Raw genomic sequence first — 19588 nt, forward strand, 5'->3', positions numbered from 1 at the left:
AGTAGAGCTTAAATTAGTCGAAGTTTAAAAACATTTCTATATGCGGAATTCCACAATCATCATAAATTTCACCGCGTTGACGAAAGCCTAAACGCTCATAAAAACCCGTTGCATACACCTGAGCAGACAGTTTTAAATCGGGTAGATTTTGTTGTTTGGCATAATCAACAATGGCTTGCATGAGCTTATTTCCAATGTTTAATCCCCGATAAGGCTTTAAAACCGCAACTCGACCCACACTACGATTTTCTAATAATCTTGCCGTGGCAATCGGTTGAGTATCATGATACATAACAAAATGAATAGAGCGCTCATCCTGAGCATCCCACTCTTCTGCTTCTGGAATTTGTTGTTCCTCAATAAACACACGTTTACGGACAAACATGGCATCTTGTTGCAGAGTCTTCCATGCCCCTTTTTGAATATCAATGATCGGATTCTTCATCATTTAACATTTACATCCAACATTATCGATCATCAATTGATCGCTTAATAGTAACTCAAGTGTTTGTTTTTCAATCCCATACATCTGTTTTAATGCTTGAATCTGTTGCAAAATTTGGGCATCTGGCTGTTGCATATTTTTACGCTTAGTGGCCAGAATCATTTTATTTTTACTGGTGTGTTCGAGTGATACAAATTCAAATACTTTGACTTCATAACCATACGCTTTAAGAAATAAAGCGCGTAACGAATCCGTGAGCATTTCAGCTTGTTGCCCCGCATGAACGCCAAATTGCAACATCGGTTTTAGTACCGCTGGACTTTGTAACTGTGGTCGTAATTCTTTATGACAACATGGTGCGCACATAATCATTGAGGCATTTAGGCGAATTCCTGTATGAATTGCAAAGTCCGTAGCAATATCACAGGCATGTAAAGCGATCATCACATCTAGCTGATCTGCATGATAAGTTCTGACATCTCCTTCAAAAAAATTGAGATGATCAAAACCCGACCGTTTAGCGACATCCTCACAAAACTCAACCAGATTGGAACGCAGCTCAACCCCTGTGATGACAGGTTGAGTCATGGTTTGCTGCTGCAAATAATCGTAAAGTGCAAAAGTGAGATAACCTTTACCTGAACCAAAATCAACGATATTGATCTGATCTTTTTTTATCTCAATTTGTTCATAGGCATGTGAAAAAATTTCAATAAATTTGTTGATTTGTTTCCATTTTCTCGCCATAGCAGGAATAATATTACCACCGCTTTCGGTAATACCTAGATAGTGTAAAAATGGACTTCCCTGATCAATATAGCGCTCTTTTTCACGGTCATGTTGCTGATGGGCAGGCTTTAAATGATTCGATTCCAGTTTATTCAATGGTTGAATATTCAACACAGCTTTTTTCTTATTCTTTTTGAGCTGAGCTTCAACATTTAACGCAAATAGATTGGCTTGTTTACATAAAAGTACAAATTCTTCAATAATTTCAAATGATTCATTTAAATCATAATTTTTAGTCACATCTTTAGTTTTATAATGGTACAAAACACTTAATTTTGTTTGCTGCTGTAACTCAACCAATCGAAACGTGATTTTTTCAAGTTCCGCCTCAGTACCTTTATATTGGCTCAGGATCAGCCGTTCAAACTGCTGAGTTTGAATGGTTTGTTGAATCAATTCAATAAATTGATGTTCCTGAGAAGAATCGATTGCCAAAGCAGACATAGTAAAAACCTTATTTATTTGCAGCTATAGTTTAAAACGTCTTACTTTAAAAATAAAATTGAATTACTATACACTTGTACTTTTAATAAAATGACCTAAAAATGTCACATCTCCCTGTCCTTGATTATGATCCTGTTGAAGAACAACTAAATGCTTGGAGTCATGCAGCTGGTGCGGTTCTTGCGGTCATTGCTGCTATTTTTTTATTAATAAAAGGCCATGATTTATCAGGTGGTCAATGGATTGGTTTATGGGCTTATTGCTTAAGTCTGATTTTAGTATTTAGTAGCTCCACGCTCTACCATTTTGCAAAAACCAAAGAAAAACGCCACTGGTATAAAAAACTGGATCATACGGCGATTTATTATCTTATTGCAGGAACATACACGCCTTTTTTAAGTATCGCCATTCCGACAACCAAAGCGCATTATTTATTGATTGCACTTTGGGTGATTGCTTTTATTGGTACACTTTTCAAATTAATTTTCATTCATCGATTTCAAAAAATCTCACTCATTGCCTATTTGCTGATGGGGTGGACTGCTGTGTTGCTTATTGATGATATGCAAAGGTATTTGAGCAAAGATGCTCTCATTTTTTTAGTGGGTGGTGGATTAGCTTATACGATTGGAGCATTGTTTTATGCGCTAAAAAAGGTAAGATATACCCATGCAATCTGGCATGTTTTTGTATTGATAGGCGCAGGATTACAATTCCTCGCGATCTATTGGTACGTGATCTAGTCTATTTTTAATACTATTGTCAGCGACCCTGATCAGTATTGAATATCAGGACTACTCTCGTTATTTTTTTAAGAAATTACGCCTTTTTTAAAAAGATTACGCTTTTAAAAACAAATTTTTTTATTTTTACGAAGTGTAAGGTTCCTTTATGGCGTCATCCTCTACCTCTGCAACCACAGCACCTGCTGTTGCCAGTAACTCAAAATTCCGTGTCTTAACTGCGAGTCTCGTTGGAACAACGATCGAGTTTTTTGATTTTTATATTTATGCCACCGCTGCAGTACTTATTTTTCCACATCTATTTTTCCCAGCAAGCAGTGGCAGTGCTGCCATGCTACAGTCCCTTGCAACTTTCGCGATTGCCTTTATCGCGCGCCCGATTGGTGCTGCATTATTTGGGCATTTAGGGGATCGTATTGGACGTAAAGCAACCTTAGTCGCAGCCTTGCTCACTATGGGAATTTCTACAGTTTGTATCGGCCTATTGCCTACTTATGCTCAAATTGGAATTGTCGCGCCATTATTGTTAGCGCTATGTCGTTTAGGCCAAGGTTTGGGGTTAGGTGGTGAATGGAGTGGCGCTGTACTGCTCGCAACTGAAAATGCACCAGAAGGTAAACGTGCATGGTATGGCATGTTTCCCCAACTTGGCGCACCGATTGGATTTATTTTAGCCGCAGGTTCATTTTTAACGCTTGGCGCATTTATGTCAGATGAGGCATTTATGCAATGGGGATGGCGTATTCCATTTATTGCGAGTGCAATTTTGGTACTGGTGGGTTTATATATCCGCTTAAAACTCCACGAAACACCAGCTTTCCAGAAAGTACTGGATAAGCAAAAAGAAGTTAACATTCCATTTACCGAAGTGGTGACAAAACACACTAAACAATTGGTACTTGGAACCATTGGTGCTGTATGTACCTTTGTCGTGTTTTATTTGACGACTGTTTTTGCCTTAAATTGGGGGACCACTCATTTGGGCTATGCTCGTGGACAGTTCCTTGAGATGCAATTATTTGCAACTTTATGTTTTGCTGCTTTTATTCCCCTTTCAGCTATTTTTGCTGAAAAATTTGGCCGTAAAGCGACCTCTATTGGGGTTTGTATTGCTGCTGCAATTTTTGGTTTGTTTTTCTCTGATCTTCTGGCATCTGGCAATACGTTGGTAGTGTTCCTGTTCCTGTGTATTGGTTTGTCTATTATGGGACTTACTTATGGCCCAATTGGAACCGTACTTTCAGAACTATTTCCAACATCTGTCCGCTACACCGGTTCAGCTTTAACATTCAACCTTGCGGGTATTTTAGGGGCCTCTTTTGCGCCGCTGATCGCCACTAAGTTAGCTGAAACTTACGGCTTACAAGCTGTAGGATATTATTTAACAGCAGCTTCAATTTTATCATTGCTTGCATTCCTGCTGATCCGTGAAACTAAAAATGAAGATGTAAATAATCAAATTTAAAGCTAAGAAAATAAAAAACCAGCATAGGCTGGTTTTTTATTGGCTCATTTAATTTAAACACCCTAAAAGTTTAAATCAGTTCAATAATATCAATCGTAGGTGGCACTCGAAAACGAAATGGAATTCCCACCATTCCCGTTCCAACAGTTACAAATACATCCGCATGTTCATGTTCATAAAAGCCTTTTTTATGACCCAAAATTGAAACTTTTTTCATAATGTAATTGGTAATCCATGGCAATTCAACTTGCCCACCATGTGTATGTCCAGAAAGCATTAAAGGACGTAAAGGAAGCTTAGGCACCATATCTACAGTATCAGGATTGTGCGATAAAATTAGCCAAGGCTTATCCTGAGGTAACTCAGGCATAAAACGCATATCCGTCTTGCCTGCCCATAAATCCCCAATTCCAATGAGACGAAATTCATCAAACTCAACGATTTTTCCTTCTATATCGATCACATCATTTACATTTAATGCATGTTTCAGCAATTCCTGAATTGGCGGGCCAGGATATTGTTCATCATGATTCCCTGGCACAGAGTAGACAGGCGCCTCTATCTGACGCAAAACGTCTAGTTCTTCAGCCAATTCATTTTCAGGTTCATAGGTCCAGTCGCCTGCGACAACTACAATATCGGGCTGGGCCTGATTAAGCTTTTCGACAATAATGCGTAATTGACGCTCATGTCCTGAAAACAAACCAATATGTAAATCGGCAATCAAAGCCACTTTAATGGGTTTAACAAACGGCTGATCGGGATTTAAACGATATTGATGCTGACGTACATGAACTAGATGCGGTTCGATAAATCGAGCATAAATTAAGAATACGCTCAATAGAAAAACAAAAATCGATTGATGCAAAGAAAAATAACCAGACCATCCCGCATAAAGACTAAAAATAATTAAAGGAAAAAGTAAATAAGATAAATAAAAGGCCAAGAGATGTACGAAAGCCTTAAAAGGATGAATCGTTTCCGTACGTGACTGACTACGCCAAGCTTGAGAAATGGCCCAGATTGCAAGAACAACAAAAATCAGATAGAAATAAAAAATAATCGAATTAAAATCCCACATAGCTATTCTCAAATGATCCTAAATAGCATCTTAAACACTGAAAGAATCATCAGGATGGTGATTTTGTTTCAGTTATTTATCTTTGGCTAGTCAAGAATTATACTCTAGGCCACATTATTGTATGCATGCATTATGGCAAAAACATTCCGCTTATCTACACAATACCCTAATTTTACTGCAAAAAAGCAAATGAGCAGGCACTTTTTGCTTGGCATCAGTTGTATGGTGGTATTGAATTTAAGCGGATGCAATACGCTACCAAAACCTGGACCTGAAGTTATTCAGCTAGCAAGCCAAGTAGATACCTCACAAACTACGCTTGCCAAAGTCGTAAAGCCTCTGCGTCAGCAGAATCCGGGACTTACGGGCTATCATTTGCTCTATGATCCACTTGAAGCTCTTACCGCACGACTTAAACTGATTGATAAAGCCGAAAAAAGTCTGGATCTGCAATATTATATCTGGGACAACGACCGAGTAGGTGCTTTAGCTTTGCATGCCATTATTCGTGCAGCGGATCGTGGAGTAAAAGTTCGTTTATTGATTGATGACAACAATGCCAAACAAATGGAAGGCGTTTTATTGGCATTGTCACAACATCAAAATATTGAAGTAAAGCTGTTTAATCCTTATCGTTTTCGCAAATTTCGTGGAATTGATATGGTACTGGATTTAAAGCGTATCAATCGCCGCATGCATAATAAAAGCTTTATTGCTGATGATCAGATTGCCTTAATTGGCGGTCGTAACATGACCAATCAATATTATAACAGCAGTGATAATTATCAATTTTCAGATGTCGATGTGATGCTTGTTGGTTCAGCTGTCGATGACATTGTGCATTCCTTTGACGATTACTGGAATGATAAATATGCCTACTCTGTGATTAATATCGTTAATGCCAAAACCCATTATTTACGTTATCCAGAGCTAAAACGTCAGCTAGACGCACATTACGAATTGGCGAATGTACAAAACTATCTTAACTTAGCGGCACGTTCACATGCTTTTGACCAATGGTTCAATAATAATATTCAATTCGATTGGGTAGAAGCGAAAGTGGTCAAGGACTCACCTGATAAAATTCGCGCAAAAGCAAAAAAAGAACAACATCTTAATTTCCAGCTGATTAAAAATTTGCAGAAACCTGAGGAGAATATTGACCTGATCTCTGCTTATTTCGTACCTGAAAAACAAGGTGCCAAGCACTTAAGTGAATTAGCACAAAATGGTGTACAAGTTCGGGTTTTAACCAACTCGTTTAAAGCCAATGATGTGTCGATTGTTCATGCCTTTTATGGTAAATATCGCAAAGAATTATTGGAAAATGGCGTACAGCTTTATGAGTTTCTCCCCTCTCTTGATGAAGAGGATCTAACTAAAAATACCCGAGAATTAGCAAAAGAAGCTAAAATTAGTCTTAAAGGTCTAAGTAATTCAAGCCTACATGCAAAAATGATGACCCTAGATCAAAAGCAGGTATTTATTGGTTCTTTTAATTTTGATCCGCGCTCAGCCTATTTGAACACTGAGATTGGGGTTATTTTAAACAGTCCGACTTTAGCAAAAAACATTCACCAAACAATGGATCAACAACTCACTCATTACGCCTATAAGCTCGTGCTAGATGCTAACCATAATATCAATTGGTATCGCCAGACTCCCAACAGCACTAAAATTTATAAAAAAGAACCACGCATGAAATGGTGGCAACGTGCTGGAGTCAAAATGCTGTCATGGTTACCAATCGAAGGATTTATGTAATTCAAAGAATCCTGTAAATCCTTCAATAAGTAAGCAATTTATTTATGCTTTAAGAGTCAGTACTCTCGCATGCAACTCTTTTAAACCTTGCTCCATTTTCTGTTGAACTTCGGCCGTTAAACTCGTCACCGTATGTCCCTGTACCTCAATTTCAGGTAAAGTCAGCAAATGTGCTGTAACTTTAGGCATTTCCAATACCTGCTGCACATGTTCTGCAAAAGTAGTTTCACCAATAAATGGCGCAATAGTATCTAATTCACCCTGTTGATTGACATAGCAAATCAAACAAACTTGTACAGGACGTTGTGCTTCTATCGCAGCCCCTAAAATACGTCCATGCACCCTTTTAATGGTTTTTCCATCCGTCGTTGTGGCCTCGGGAAAAAATAAAACCGGGATATCCTTTCTTAAAAAATCTGCAATTTGCTCACGAATCCGCACTGAATCGCCTGAACCGCGTTTAATAAATAACGTACCACCGCCTTTCGCCAATTTACCCAACACAGGCCAATTTTCAATTTCAGCTTTAGCCAAAAAGAAAACTCGCGCACCAGAACCTAACACTGCGACATCAAGCCATGAAATATGATTACTTACCCATAATGCAGGATTGCGCGGAATAGTACCGTGTACCTCAACATCAATATTAAAAACTTTGCATAATTGGCGACAAAAATACTGCACATAACGGGTATTGTGTGGATTATTAGGATTTTTATAGAGACCATGGCGATAGACCAGATAAAAGCCCTCCCCAATCACGCCCAGACCAGTCGCCAGTTTCTTACTATATAGAAAAACTTTTTCTACAGGACTTAAGGGCGTTTGAGATACAGAATTAGATTGAGTCATAAAAATATCATTGTTGTTAAAATAGCAATTTCGGCCCATTTTATACTGAACTGGATTTGCTTGCATTGATGATAAAAACCGAACAAGAACATTTAAAAATTCAATTTCTATTTATTATTACGATTGACTATTATTTAATTATCGAAATTAAAGATCAAAGGAGCCATGTCATGCACGCCACTCCAGTGAAACAACATCAATATTCCAACAGTTCGATTGCAACAATTTTACGTCAAATCATCGGCTGGTCAATTTTATATACGGGCGCCATGATTCTGACTGCTCAGGCATTTAGCAGTTTAATCTAGTCATTTTGGCTATAAAAACTAGATTCAAATGACTGCTCGGGTTATCTTAGCATGATATTTTAGTTAAACGAGTTTAGTCATCTGTGGAACATTCGGGGCAAGTACAACAAAGGGAACGTGTCATTTTGGTCAGTGTAGCAGTCAACATGCTCGATGATCTGGATGTTGAAGAGTTTCGCCTGCTTGCCCAATCTGCAGGAGCCACTTTACTCGAACACTTAACGGTTCAACGCAATAAACCTGACCCCAAGTTTTTTATTGGCTCAGGTAAAGCCGAAGAAATTGCGCAGCACGTCCAAGATTTAGATGCTGAACTCGTGATTTTTGATCACTCATTATCGCCTGCGCAAGAACGCAATCTCGAAAAAATCATGAAATGTCGCGTTATTGATCGCACAGGATTGATTCTGGATATTTTTGCGCAACGGGCTCGTACTCATGAAGGTAAATTACAAGTCGAATTGGCACAGCTCAAATACTTATCTACACGCTTAATTCGCGGTTGGGCAGCAGGTTTTGAGCAACAAAAAGGTGGCATTGGACTCAAAGGACCAGGTGAAACTCAGCTTGAAACCGATCGACGTTTAATTAAAGTACGTATTACTCAGTTGAAAGATAAACTGATCAAAGTACAACAAACTCGTATACAAGGCCGGGCAGCACGGCAAAAGGCTGCGATTCCAACAGTTTCTTTGGTCGGATATACCAATGCCGGCAAATCCACTTTGTTTAATATCTTGGCCAATAGTGATGTTTACGCTGCTGACCAATTGTTTGCGACACTGGATCCGACATTACGTCGTCTAGACTGGGATGGAATTGGTGCGGTCGTACTCGCAGATACTGTAGGTTTTGTTCGTGACTTGCAACATGACTTGGTCGAATCATTTAAAGCGACCTTGGAAGAAACCCTTGAAGCTACGCTTTTACTTCATGTCATTGATAGTCATAGTCCCGACATGCATGAACAAATCGAAGCTGTCGAAGGCGTACTAAAAGAAATTGGAGCAGATGCACCCGTTTTAAGGGTATATAACAAAATTGATCTAAGTGGTGATGAGCCAAAAATTATTTATGCTGAACCGCATTTACCCGATCGGGTTTATGTATCTGCGCATTCTGGACAAGGACTTGAATTACTTAAACAAGCAGTACAAGAATGTTTAATGGGTCAATTACAAGAGTTTGAGCTTTGCCTGAAACCTGCTTATGGCAAATTACGTACCCAACTTTATGCACTGAATGTCATTCAAAGTGAACATTATGATGACGAAGGCCATCTCCATTTAAATATTTGCATCGCACCACATAAACTTGAACAACTGATTCGTCAAGCGCATTTACCACTTGACGAAATTCTGGGTGAACGCGCTAGCCAATTTAAACGACCACTCGAAGAATTTGAAATCAAGTCCTAGATCGGTTAAAACGTGATTATTCAAATGATAAATAGATGAGCAGCATGGACAGGTTAAAACAGATTGACTGGTTGGCATGGGTCGCAACCATTGCGCTGATTATTGTATTTCGAGAAGGTTCTGTGCTGATTATGGGAGCATTTAACCATCCTGAATTGGGTAATTTGGTAGGATTAATTAGTCTTCTGATTGTACTATTTGTCTGGCGTAAATTTAAAAAAGTTCCAAATCGTCTCGTCGACACCAATAATAAAATCATGAAAGAAAGTGGGTTTGCATTTTTACCCATCTGTGCGGGTTCACTGATGATGCTGGTACATATGGGGAAGGAAATTCCCTTATTTTTATTGGTATTGGTGATCAGCACCCTGATTCCTCTCTGGATTTACGCAAAAATGGCAAAACACTGGCTTTAGGATGACCAAAAAATGTTAACAGTTCTTTATGGTTTTTTGATCACTCTCGTGGCCTATCTTTGTGCTAAGCCTTTGAATAAACGTCTACCGCAAGTACCTTTACTGGTATTTGGTATGTGCATCGTGGTGGCTATCTTGGCCATAGTCGGTATGCCATATGAACAATATATGGCTGCTGTAAATAATTTATTCAGTCATTTACTTGGTTATGTCACGGTCGCACTTGCTATTCCTTTAGCGGCTATGCGTTATGACGATTTACCTCTTAAATCGATGATTGGAATTCTTGTTTTTGCCAGTACCAGTGCGGTTGCACTACCTATGGGACTTGCTTATTTATTACATATGTCAGAACCCACGATTCTGGCCTTTGCCACACGCGCTGTTACCACACCAATTGCATTAAATATCGCAACTTTATTACATGCACCATTAACCTTAGTGACTTTAATCGTCATATTATCTGGCGTGATTGGAGCTGCATTCTCTCCATTAATATTACGACATATTAATGATGAACGTGCATCTGGTCTGGCTTTAGGTCTAGCAGCACATGCGATTGGCACCGCTCAGGCATGGCAACGAGGTGCCGTTGCTGGGCGTTATGCCGCCTTTGGCATGGCCATTAATGGCGTATTCACTGCAATCTGGCTGCCAACTTTTATACTTTCACTCCAATAATCCGTGACTTATTAATCAAAAATAGGCATTGAATACAGATAGAATTACACCTAAGATTGGAGTAGTTGTCATTTTATGGCATAAAAAGCTATCTGGTTACGCAGAAAAAGGAATTTAAACAATGCGAAAGCTAAAATTAGCAGCAGCGGTATTATTGTCTGGATTTAGTAGTCTGATTTTTGCACAAGACATTTCAGGTATCTGGCAAAATATTGATGATAAAACAGGTTCATCCAAAGCAATTATTGAGATTCGTAAAGAATCAAACGGTTCATATACAGGTAAAATTATTAAAGTTACGCCACGTCCAGGCTATACGCCTAAAGAAACGTGCGTAAATTGCCCGGCTCCTTACACCAACAAACCTATCTTAGGAATGGATGTTTTAACAGGGCTACAGCATGATGAAAATTTTGACTACAAAGGCGGCAGAATTATTGATCCTTTAAGTGGCAAGATTTACAGCATGAAAGCCAAGTTAAGTCCAAATGGCAAACGTCTACAACTACGGGGATATGTTGGCGTTTCAGCGTTAGGTCGTACCCAAATCTGGATCCGTCAGGAATAACAATAACGTATTCACAATCATAAAAAGTCACCAAACGGTGACTTTTTGCATTTTTAAATTAATGGATTATCAACCTGAAAAAGTTGTTGATCTTCCAAGCGATAAGCAATGAGCTGATTGCCCCACACCGCTCCCCCATCGACATTTTGAATATGTGGGCTAATCGTCCGACCTTGTAAAGCAGCCCAATGACCAAATACGATTTGATGTGTCTGTGCGGTTAAACTCTCAAATTCAAACCATGGACGAAAGCCTTCAGGCATAGGAGCCGTCAGTTCATCTTTAAAACTGAACTCAAGACGACCCTCTGCATTGGTCAGGCGCATACGTGTTAAATAATTGGTAATGCTGCGTAAACGCTCCATTCCAGTTAATTCATCTGACCATAAGCTTGGTTCTTCACCGTACATAACTGCCAAAAATGCATCCAATTGATTTAAATCATCGCTTCCAATCTGAGCCTGAACTTCTTTTGCCAATTGATCCGTTTTTTCAGCACTCCAGATGCAAGGAATGCCGGCATGAGTCAACACTGTAACTTCATTTGGAAATAGCGACAAAGGCTGACGACGCAACCAATCGATTAATTCATCACCATCAATGGCATCAATGACTTGCTGAGTATTGTCTTTGGGTTTAATTTTTTTCAACCCACGCGCACCCGCAATTAAAGTCAGGTCATGATTGCCCAAAACGGTATGGGCCGCACCGCGCTCTGCTAGTTTTTTGACAAAACGTAATGTTCCTACAGAGTTTTCACCTCGGGCCACTAAATCGCCTGCAAACCAGATTACGTCCTGATCTGGATCAAAACGAATTTCCTTGAGTAATGCTTTTAAAGCTTCAAAACAGCCTTGTACATCCCCAATCACATAATTATAACGTTTCGCCATAGCATCTACCCGACCATATAATCAGACAACGCGACAAATTGTGTCAATGTTAAGGTTTCAGGACGAGCCATTGGATCTACGCCCGCTTTTACAAAACCATCTTCACCGAGCATACCCTTTAAACTATTTCTCAAGGTTTTTCGACGTTGAGTAAACACATGGGAAACCAGACGAGATAATGCTTTTTCATCTTTAGCCACAATCGGTTTCTCGATATACGGGACTAAACGGAATACAGCGCTCGTGACTTTTGGCGGCGGATTAAATGCACCTGCAGGGACTTCAAATAAAAAAGTAGGCTGACAATAATACTGAATCATCACCGACAAACGACCATACTCTTTGGTATTAGGGGCTGCCGTAATCCGTTCTACTACTTCTTTTTGCAGCATAAAGTGCATGTCTTTGACTTTATCGCCAAATTCCAAAAGATGAAAAAGTAAAGGAGTCGAAATGTTATAAGGTAAATTACCCACAACACGTAGTGGACGCCCTTCTTGTGCTAATTGGCTAAAATCGTATTTTAATGCATCTGCTTCTACAATGGTTAATCGTTCTGGATAAGGCACACGCTCAGGCAAACCCGCTGCCAAATCACGATCCAGCTCTACGACAGTAAGTGCATCACACTCGCCAATCAGTGGTGAAGTTAATGCCGCTAGACCCGGCCCAATTTCCACAATATTTTCACCAGGACGCGGATTAACTGATCGTACAATTTTGGCAATCACGCGCTGATCATGCAAAAAGTTTTGACCAAAACGTTTACGAGCTTTATGCCCTTCTTCTTTAGGGTTTAGGGCATTAATTTGATACATAAAAACGTTCCAACATAAATCAATTATTGACGCGCCAGATCCAGCGCCAGATCAACCGCAACATGCAAACTTGAACTTTTAGCTATACCGGTGCCTGCTAACGACAGTGCAGTACCATGATCGACCGAGGTACGAATAAAAGGTAAACCCAGCGTAATATTAATGGCTTCACCAAAGCCCTGTGATTTTAACACAGGTAAACCCTGATCGTGATACATCGCCAAAACCGCATCAGCATCTTTTAAATGTTCAGGGGTAAATAAAGTATCTGCAGGTAGACTTAAACTCATTTTTACGCCGTGTTGACGGTAACTTTCAAGGACAGGATTAATGACCTCGATTTCTTCACGACCTAAATAACCATCTTCCCCAGCATGAGGGTTCAATCCACAAACTAAAACCCGTGGCTGTTCAATTTTAAATTTGGTTTGTAAATCATGCAGTAAAATATCAATCACTTGACGTAGCCGCTCAGGTGTAATCGCATCAGCAACAGCGCGTAATGGTAAATGTGTAGTGACCAAAGCCACCCGTAACGTTTTCGTTGCTAACATCATGACCACACGAGCAACACCTGCGAAGTCCTGATAAAACTCTGTATGTCCACTAAAAACAATCCCTGCATCATTAATCACAGACTTTTGTACTGGGGCAGTTGCTACACCCACACTTTTAGCAGTCATGGCATATTCAGCAGAACGTCTAAGCTGTTCGATGACATACGCTGAATTTTTGGGATTTAATTCACCTGCAATCACTTCTACATGTAAAGGAACATGTTCGATATAAAGCTGACCTTTTTCACTGGGAACAGGCTGTCCCTTATATTCGATCAATTCAACGTCTATTCCCAATTGTCGGGCACGTTGCAGCAATAAATCTTTATCAACCAGAACAACAACTGGACGTTCATCCACACGCGCAGCTAAAGTTAAACAAATGTCCGGGCCAATTCCCGCAGGCTCACCGCTGGTGATATATAAAGGAAGTGCCATCGAATCCCACTCGTATTAGTTTCCATCTTATGCAGTATATGCAATTTTAAGACTAGAGCGGTTAAAATAATCCTGATTAGAAGTGATTATTTCTTGTGAAATTGGATAGATTCGTTTAGAATATCGTCTCCTTTTGTTTGGACAGATTCCACCGTTCAAACCAACTATAATAGGTAGTAGTAATGAAAACTCTCAGCGCTAAGCCTGCTGAAGTACAACACGACTGGTACGTTGTTGATGCTTCTGGCAAAACTTTAGGTCGTCTCGCGACTGAAATCGCTCGTCGTTTACGCGGTAAGCACAAGACTTCTTATACTCCTCACGTTGACACTGGTGACTACATCGTTGTGATCAATGCTGAACAAGTTCAAGTGACTGGTAACAAAGCGCTTGATAAAAAATACTATCGCCACACTGAATACCCAGGCGGTTTAAAAGAAACTAATTTCGAAAAATTAGTTGCTCACAAACCTGAAGAAATCTTCCAACGCGCTGTTAAAGGCATGTTGCCAAAAGGTCCTCTTGGTTATGCAATGATCAAGAAGATGAAAGTGTATGCTGGTAGCGAGCATCCTCATACTGCTCAACAGCCACAAGTTTTGGACATCTAAGGGATAAAGCACATGGCAACTAATTATGGTACAGGTCGCCGTAAGACCGCAACTGCACGTGTTTTCTTATCAGCAGGTACTGGTAAACTCGTTATCAACAACCGCACTTTAGAGCAATATTTCGGACGTGAAACTGCTCAAATGGTTGTTCGTCAACCGCTTGAGTTGTTAGAAGCAACTGGAAAATACGACCTTTACATCACTGTTAAAGGTGGTGGTATTGGTGGTCAAGCTGGTGCTATCCGTCACGGTATTACTCGTGCCTTGATCGCATCTGACGAGACTTTAAAACCAGTTCTTCGTCAAGCTGGCTTCGTAACTCGTGATGCTCGTGAAGTTGAACGTAAAAAACTTGGTTTACGTAAAGCACGTAAACGTCCTCAGTTCTCTAAACGTTAATACGTTTTCGGATTGGACAAAACCCCGGATTTTCCGGGGTTTTCTTTTAAAAAATTTATTTTATATTTCATAATACAGATATAGCTTTAAGCTTTTTTTGAATAAAGAGACGGCCCCTATACTTAAAATTTATAAATGCAAAGCACCCAAACTTATTAAACAGGGTATTATCTTTTTAGATGTAATTTTAGTATCCTACTACATTCAGTTTTTTAGTTTTTTGAGATATGTCTGTCGAAAATGCATCGCTTCAAGGAATTACGCTTTATAGTCATGCAGATGATTTTCGCTCACACTGGATTCGATTTTTGCTGGCGGAAAAACAAATAAAATATCATTTGATTCTAGTGGATCATGAAGACGAAGACCTTGCCAGTTTAAATCCCTATAATCAGCTTCCCATGTTACTGGAAAATGATTTAAAACTATTTTCAACCGCGATTATTTCAGAGTATATCGATGATCGATATCGACAAAATAAGCTATATGCGGATGCACCTAGTACACGTGCTGAACAACGCCAATATATCTGGCGATTTGAACAAGACTGGTTTAAACAAGCGGATATCATGCTAAAACATGCAGATACACTGAATGTCGAACAAAAAATTAGAACACAAAAACAATTCCGAGATACTTTAATTTCCCTTACTCCCTTATTTCAACATTTCCCCTATTTTATGGCAGAAAATTTTGGGATTCTTGATTGTATGATTGCCCCCATGTTTCTCAGATTACAAACTATGGGAATTGAACTATCAGCCCAACAATCCCGCCCTTTGTTACTCTATTGTAATCGTGTATTTAGTCGTCCTGCTTTTGTTAAATCCATGACACAACAGGAAAAAACGCGTTATAGTACTTTAGTAAATCGTTAAGTGAGTCCATCATGTCAAATCATGAAATAGATGTAAGTCCTACCCGCCCCTATATGGCACGTGCAATTTATGAATGGATCTGTGATAACCAGCTTACGCCTTATTTAATGGTTGATGCCACCCAACCTTATACTTCTGTTCCAGAACAGTTCGTGAAAGATGGACAAATTGTTCTAAATATTGCGCCTCATGCGGTTCATCAATTTCAAATGAGCAACGATGCGATTAGTTTTTCAGCTCGCTTTGGTGGCGTGGCTCGTGATATTTATGTCCCCATTTCAGCCTTAATGGGTATTTATGCTCGTGAAAATGGACAAGGATTATTCTTCGATCCTGACGAATATGCCAATGCGCAAACTACAGAAGATACTTTAAAATCAAATACTCAAGACAAAGTTGAATCAGAAACACCTAAGAAAAAACCAAGTTTACGATTATTAGATTAGATTTACGGAGTATCCGATGGCTTTTGATTTAGTACATTATTTTGCTGAGCAGACTGCAATTCAAAAGCCTCAGCTATTTTCATCCCACCCCCGTGAAAAGCGTAACCATTATATTTTTGAACTTAATGTATTAGCTTTGGGAAAAATTATTCAGCTCTGGCGTGAAGATGAAAGTAAACTTTACCAAGAAATTCATAAAATTGATCCCTTATATTTACAAGGTATTGCCCGCCATCTGGTTACCTCTTCAAATAATCAATCAGAATTACCAGCCAAAGAACTAGAAACTGCTTTAATGGAGATTTTGGCACTTCAATTTACCGAGATTAAACAACTCGATGACACGGGAAATTTTGGTCAAAATGGGCTTAGAGAGCTATTGACTGGGCAAGTAGAGCATTTATCAGGACAAGCGGATGATTGGGTTTGGTCAACAAATCAGCTTACTGAGCTGGTAGGGTCTAAACCTCAGAGAACAGAAGAGATATCATTAGATGAAACCATGAAGGAGTTTAATCTAATGGTAAATACAGCCCACCCTCACATTGATACAGATCACCACTCGTCTATTGAAGTACCCGAACCCCATATTCCCGGTTGGTCTAAAATCATTGCGCCAGTAATCGCGTTCGTAATTTTAATTTTTCTTTATTGCCAATATACCGGCTTAACTCATTAAGTTAAATTAAAAACATTATTTAAAATAAGAGAGGACTTGCTCTCTTATTTTATTTACACAATAGAAACTAACAAATAATGTCACATAATAACGTTTATTATATTTAAATTTAACAATAAAATTATTGAAAAATATTTTGTTACATTTGTAATTCTGACTTTTTTGATCAATTTTAATGAGATTAATATCACATTAGAATTATCGATATGCATTAAAAAATACATTTTTTTGAATTTAATATGACCAGTATAATCAAATCAATAATTCATATTCATTTTTTATATTTTATAAACTATTGCTTTAATTCAGCCATTTTCTAATAATAAAAAAACACCTACTATTTCATTCCAGATATAAATCAAAGAATAGTAGAAAGTATAAATAATCATGGCTTAATAAATAGGTATACACATGGCTAAATTATCACTTGATGGATTAACGGGTATTGATGGTTTCAATGCAGCGGCTCTAGTCGACTCAGAAAGCGGATTAGCGCTTGCCACTCAAGGTGGGGGAAATATTGATTTAGAACTTGCAGCAGCAGGAAATACAGAAGTTATACGTGCTAAACGTCGCGTTGCCAACTCACTCAAGCTCAATGATGAAATTGAGGATATCCTGATCACATTGGGCAAGCAATACCACCTTATTCGCCCATTAGAGAGCAATAGCAATATCTTTTTGTACTTGGTTCTTGACCGCGCAAAATCTAATTTAGCGATGGCACGTCATGAGCTTAAGACTTTTGAAAAAGAACTTGATTTTGCTTAAGCCAAAATTGCCCTTTATGAACTAAATTTATAAAGGGCTGTTTCTCTTGTACTGTCCACTGTTGAGATACAAAAGATAATATGAATGGGCACTGCATTAATATTGCAATTTCTGGCTTAGGATTAAAAAGTTCAGATGAATTAAAAATGGAGTTAAGAAATGCTATTCCAGACCAATATGGTATTAACTGGATAAATGTTGCTGACCCCAATATTGATTTACTTATAATCAATGAATCTTTTTTTGAGACCCAAAGCATTCAAAAGATTTTAGAAAATAAAAATTTTCCATTTTTAAAAATAGTGAAAGATCATGATTTATCAGGAAGTATAAATAATAATACCCTATACTTACCTTTTAATAATAAAATTGAACCTTTAAAGCAATGGGTAAATTTAAAATTACTAAACTATTTATCCAATTATGAAGAATATAAAACAAATTTAAATAATCAAGCACCCTCTCCATTAGATCCAACCATTTTTAGGAAAATGCTTAATCCTGAAAATGCACGTTTACATTTGTTTGATGATCATGGAACTCTAGCGATCATTGATACACGCAGTAAAATTGCATGGTTAGAACCTACTCGAATCAAGACCCGAACAAACCATAGTTTTCAATATGATTTTGCAATGACTGCTGATTTTGTCAAAGTCTCGCGTAAAGCCGAATATCAACTTCAAGACTGGCTTTGGAATCTTGTTTGGAATTCTCCTGAACTAAATACCCTTGCAGATGATATCCAGTTTTATCAAACCAAATATTGGCCACAACCATTTAGTACTCAAAATCGTAAAACCGTCTTGCAACTGAGCGCATGCTTTATACAAGGCGCCCAACTTAGCCAAATAGCGAAACAACTAAATCTACCAATCCAGATAGTTAAACAATTTATAGCGGCCTGTATTGCAGCTGGTAATGGTGAGGTGATTCTGGCTGCACAAAGTAAATTTTCACACAACTCAGATATACAAGATGATGAAAACCAAGGCTTTTTAAATAAATTTTTCGGTAAGCTACGTCGCCGTTTTGGATTATAGGATAAGCATATGATTCTACAACAATATAAAATTGTATTTGCTGGAAGCATGGGAGCTGGTAAAACTGAAGCAATAAAATCACTGTCCGAAATCCCTGTGCTAGCTACGGAAGCGTTTAATACAGACCAAGAGGCCCATGAAAAGCTTCAGACAACTGTAGGGATTGATTATGGTGAAATTACGCTAGAAGATGGCGTAAAGATCGGATTATATGGTACTCCTGGACAAACTCGCTTTGATTTTATCTGGTCAGTTATTTGTGAGGGTGCTATAGGAATTATTTTACTGATTGATCACTCTATCGAGACACCCCTGCAAGAACTGGATACTTATTTAAAAACATTTAAGGCACACAGTCATAATATAGCGATAGGAATCACTCACGTTGATCAAAATAAAGAAAAATCCCTTTCGATCTATCGGGACTGGCTAAAGGAAAATCAATATTCATATCCGTTATTTTTTATTGATGCGCGTCAACCTGACCATATCTTACTTATGATTGAATCACTTATTACAGCATTGGAAGTAAATTACAACCTGACATCCTAAAATTAATTTTGAGGTAGCCGCCATGTTTGCTTTAAAAGAACAGCGAAGAATTGCATCTCCTGAGCTTATTCAACACGCAAAGAATGAAGTTCAGGATATTATTAATAATGTTCGTGGAATAGATTTTATTATGCTTTGTTCAACGGATGGTTTTGAGCTAGCAACGATTACAAAAAAAAATCATTATAATGCCAGTAAATTAGCTGCAGTTAGCAGTTCTATTTTGGCAATGGTCGGTGCCTTTCTTAAAGAAATTCAGCTGACAGGCTGTCAGAGCATCACTTTGGATGCTGAAAATGGAAAAGCAATTCTAACTTCAGTACCAGCCGATAAGCATCCTATGGTAATCGTAACATTGAGTAGTAAAGATGTTTTACTTGGCCAACTTTTATTTAGTTTAAAAAAGGCCAGCCAGAATATCATAAGTCATGTTAACTAAATTTAATTAAAATTTATAGCGTTAACAAATCACTTGTTGATGAGTTATCGAGTGTTTAGGCGTTAACTTATTTTTATCTTTATTTCAGCA

At 38.4% G+C, this 19588-nt stretch carries 24 protein-coding genes; 17 read left to right on the forward strand and 7 right to left on the reverse strand.

Annotated features, from left to right (window positions below):
• Positions 1–13 precede the first annotated feature (13 nt).
• Positions 14–448, reverse strand: a complete 435-nt coding sequence (locus tag IAE19_RS12895; RefSeq protein ID WP_200461323.1) for a GNAT family N-acetyltransferase — start codon at positions 446–448, stop codon at positions 14–16.
• Positions 449–1678 carry a class I SAM-dependent methyltransferase gene (locus IAE19_RS12900; RefSeq protein ID WP_200461324.1) on the reverse strand — a complete coding sequence of 410 codons (1230 nt, stop codon included), beginning with the start codon at positions 1676–1678 and terminating at the stop codon, positions 449–451.
• Positions 1679–1779: 101 nt separating this feature from the next.
• Between IAE19_RS12900 and trhA the strand changes: the two genes are divergently transcribed.
• Positions 1780–2421 (forward strand): PAQR family membrane homeostasis protein TrhA, encoded by a 642-nt coding sequence (trhA, locus tag IAE19_RS12905; RefSeq protein ID WP_200461325.1) that lies wholly within the window; start codon positions 1780–1782, stop codon positions 2419–2421.
• A 148-nt stretch (positions 2422–2569) separates the two neighbouring features.
• A complete protein-coding gene (locus tag IAE19_RS12910; protein WP_200461326.1) occupies positions 2570–3886 on the forward strand; it encodes an MFS transporter in 1317 nt (438 codons plus the stop codon).
• Between the two features lie 70 nt (positions 3887–3956).
• On the opposite strand, the gene IAE19_RS12915 is transcribed toward IAE19_RS12910, so the two are convergent.
• Entirely contained in the window at positions 3957–4967 is a 1011-nt protein-coding gene (locus IAE19_RS12915; RefSeq protein WP_200461327.1) for a metallophosphoesterase, read from the reverse strand.
• A gap of 189 nt (positions 4968–5156) precedes the next feature.
• On the opposite strand from IAE19_RS12915, the gene IAE19_RS12920 reads away from it, so the two are divergent.
• Positions 5157–6731, forward strand: a complete 1575-nt coding sequence (locus IAE19_RS12920) for a phospholipase D family protein (RefSeq protein WP_227611034.1) — start codon at positions 5157–5159, stop codon at positions 6729–6731.
• Positions 6732–6773: 42 nt separating this feature from the next.
• On the opposite strand, the gene IAE19_RS12925 is transcribed toward IAE19_RS12920, so the two are convergent.
• Complete coding sequence (locus IAE19_RS12925) at positions 6774–7583, reverse strand: lysophospholipid acyltransferase family protein (protein ID WP_200461329.1); 810 nt, start codon at positions 7581–7583, stop codon at positions 6774–6776.
• 170 nt (positions 7584–7753) lie between these two features.
• On the opposite strand from IAE19_RS12925, the gene IAE19_RS16655 reads away from it, so the two are divergent.
• From IAE19_RS16655 to IAE19_RS12950, 5 genes are all read left to right on the forward strand, one after another.
• The gene (locus tag IAE19_RS16655) at positions 7754–7891 is read left to right on the forward strand and encodes a hypothetical protein (RefSeq protein ID WP_227612260.1); all 138 of its coding nucleotides are present in this window, start codon (positions 7754–7756) and stop codon (positions 7889–7891) included.
• A gap of 83 nt (positions 7892–7974) precedes the next feature.
• Positions 7975–9309: a ribosome rescue GTPase HflX gene (hflX, locus tag IAE19_RS12935; RefSeq protein ID WP_200461330.1), complete on the forward strand. Its 1335-nt coding sequence runs from the start codon at positions 7975–7977 to the stop codon at positions 9307–9309.
• A gap of 44 nt (positions 9310–9353) precedes the next feature.
• A complete protein-coding gene (locus tag IAE19_RS12940; protein ID WP_200461331.1) occupies positions 9354–9725 on the forward strand; it encodes a hypothetical protein in 372 nt (123 codons plus the stop codon).
• Positions 9726–9737: 12 nt separating this feature from the next.
• On the forward strand, positions 9738–10406 hold the full coding sequence (locus tag IAE19_RS12945; protein WP_200461332.1) for an LrgB family protein: 669 nt from the start codon (positions 9738–9740) through the stop codon (positions 10404–10406).
• A gap of 121 nt (positions 10407–10527) precedes the next feature.
• Positions 10528–10974 carry a DUF2147 domain-containing protein gene (locus IAE19_RS12950; protein WP_200461333.1) on the forward strand — a complete coding sequence of 149 codons (447 nt, stop codon included), beginning with the start codon at positions 10528–10530 and terminating at the stop codon, positions 10972–10974.
• Positions 10975–11027: 53 nt separating this feature from the next.
• On the opposite strand, the gene IAE19_RS12955 is transcribed toward IAE19_RS12950, so the two are convergent.
• The 3 genes from IAE19_RS12955 to pdxA are packed head-to-tail and all read right to left on the reverse strand — an operon-like array spanning position 11028 to position 13680.
• Entirely contained in the window at positions 11028–11867 is an 840-nt protein-coding gene (locus IAE19_RS12955) for a symmetrical bis(5'-nucleosyl)-tetraphosphatase (protein WP_200461334.1), read from the reverse strand.
• A gap of 5 nt (positions 11868–11872) precedes the next feature.
• On the reverse strand, positions 11873–12685 hold the full coding sequence (rsmA, locus tag IAE19_RS12960) for a 16S rRNA (adenine(1518)-N(6)/adenine(1519)-N(6))-dimethyltransferase RsmA (RefSeq protein ID WP_200461335.1): 813 nt from the start codon (positions 12683–12685) through the stop codon (positions 11873–11875).
• Positions 12686–12708: 23 nt separating this feature from the next.
• Entirely contained in the window at positions 12709–13680 is a 972-nt protein-coding gene (gene pdxA, locus IAE19_RS12965; protein WP_200461336.1) for a 4-hydroxythreonine-4-phosphate dehydrogenase PdxA, read from the reverse strand.
• Between the two features lie 182 nt (positions 13681–13862).
• Between pdxA and rplM the strand changes: the two genes are divergently transcribed.
• The 9 genes from rplM to IAE19_RS13010 all read left to right on the forward strand — a co-directional run bounded on the left by rplM (position 13863) and on the right by IAE19_RS13010 (position 19498).
• Positions 13863–14291: a 50S ribosomal protein L13 gene (gene rplM / locus IAE19_RS12970; RefSeq protein ID WP_200461337.1), complete on the forward strand. Its 429-nt coding sequence runs from the start codon at positions 13863–13865 to the stop codon at positions 14289–14291.
• Positions 14292–14303: 12 nt separating this feature from the next.
• Entirely contained in the window at positions 14304–14690 is a 387-nt protein-coding gene (gene rpsI / locus IAE19_RS12975) for a 30S ribosomal protein S9 (RefSeq protein WP_120368518.1), read from the forward strand.
• A 227-nt stretch (positions 14691–14917) separates the two neighbouring features.
• Complete coding sequence (locus IAE19_RS12980) at positions 14918–15568, forward strand: glutathione S-transferase N-terminal domain-containing protein (RefSeq protein ID WP_200461338.1); 651 nt, start codon at positions 14918–14920, stop codon at positions 15566–15568.
• Positions 15569–15579: 11 nt separating this feature from the next.
• Complete coding sequence (locus IAE19_RS12985; protein WP_200461339.1) at positions 15580–16014, forward strand: ClpXP protease specificity-enhancing factor; 435 nt, start codon at positions 15580–15582, stop codon at positions 16012–16014.
• 16 nt (positions 16015–16030) lie between these two features.
• A complete protein-coding gene (locus IAE19_RS12990; RefSeq protein WP_200461340.1) occupies positions 16031–16693 on the forward strand; it encodes a hypothetical protein in 663 nt (220 codons plus the stop codon).
• A 411-nt stretch (positions 16694–17104) separates the two neighbouring features.
• Positions 17105–17464 carry a roadblock/LC7 domain-containing protein gene (locus IAE19_RS12995; RefSeq protein WP_200461341.1) on the forward strand — a complete coding sequence of 120 codons (360 nt, stop codon included), beginning with the start codon at positions 17105–17107 and terminating at the stop codon, positions 17462–17464.
• Positions 17465–17544: 80 nt separating this feature from the next.
• Positions 17545–18507: a hypothetical protein gene (locus tag IAE19_RS13000; protein ID WP_200461342.1), complete on the forward strand. Its 963-nt coding sequence runs from the start codon at positions 17545–17547 to the stop codon at positions 18505–18507.
• A gap of 9 nt (positions 18508–18516) precedes the next feature.
• Positions 18517–19059 (forward strand): GTP-binding protein, encoded by a 543-nt coding sequence (locus IAE19_RS13005; RefSeq protein ID WP_200461343.1) that lies wholly within the window; start codon positions 18517–18519, stop codon positions 19057–19059.
• 22 nt (positions 19060–19081) lie between these two features.
• Positions 19082–19498, forward strand: coding sequence for a roadblock/LC7 domain-containing protein (locus IAE19_RS13010; protein ID WP_200461344.1), 417 nt, complete (start codon positions 19082–19084; stop codon positions 19496–19498).
• The last annotated feature ends 90 nt before the right edge of the window (positions 19499–19588 follow it).

This window comes from Acinetobacter sp. S40 (assembly GCF_016624705.1).
Classification (GTDB): Bacteria; Pseudomonadota; Gammaproteobacteria; order Pseudomonadales; family Moraxellaceae; genus Acinetobacter.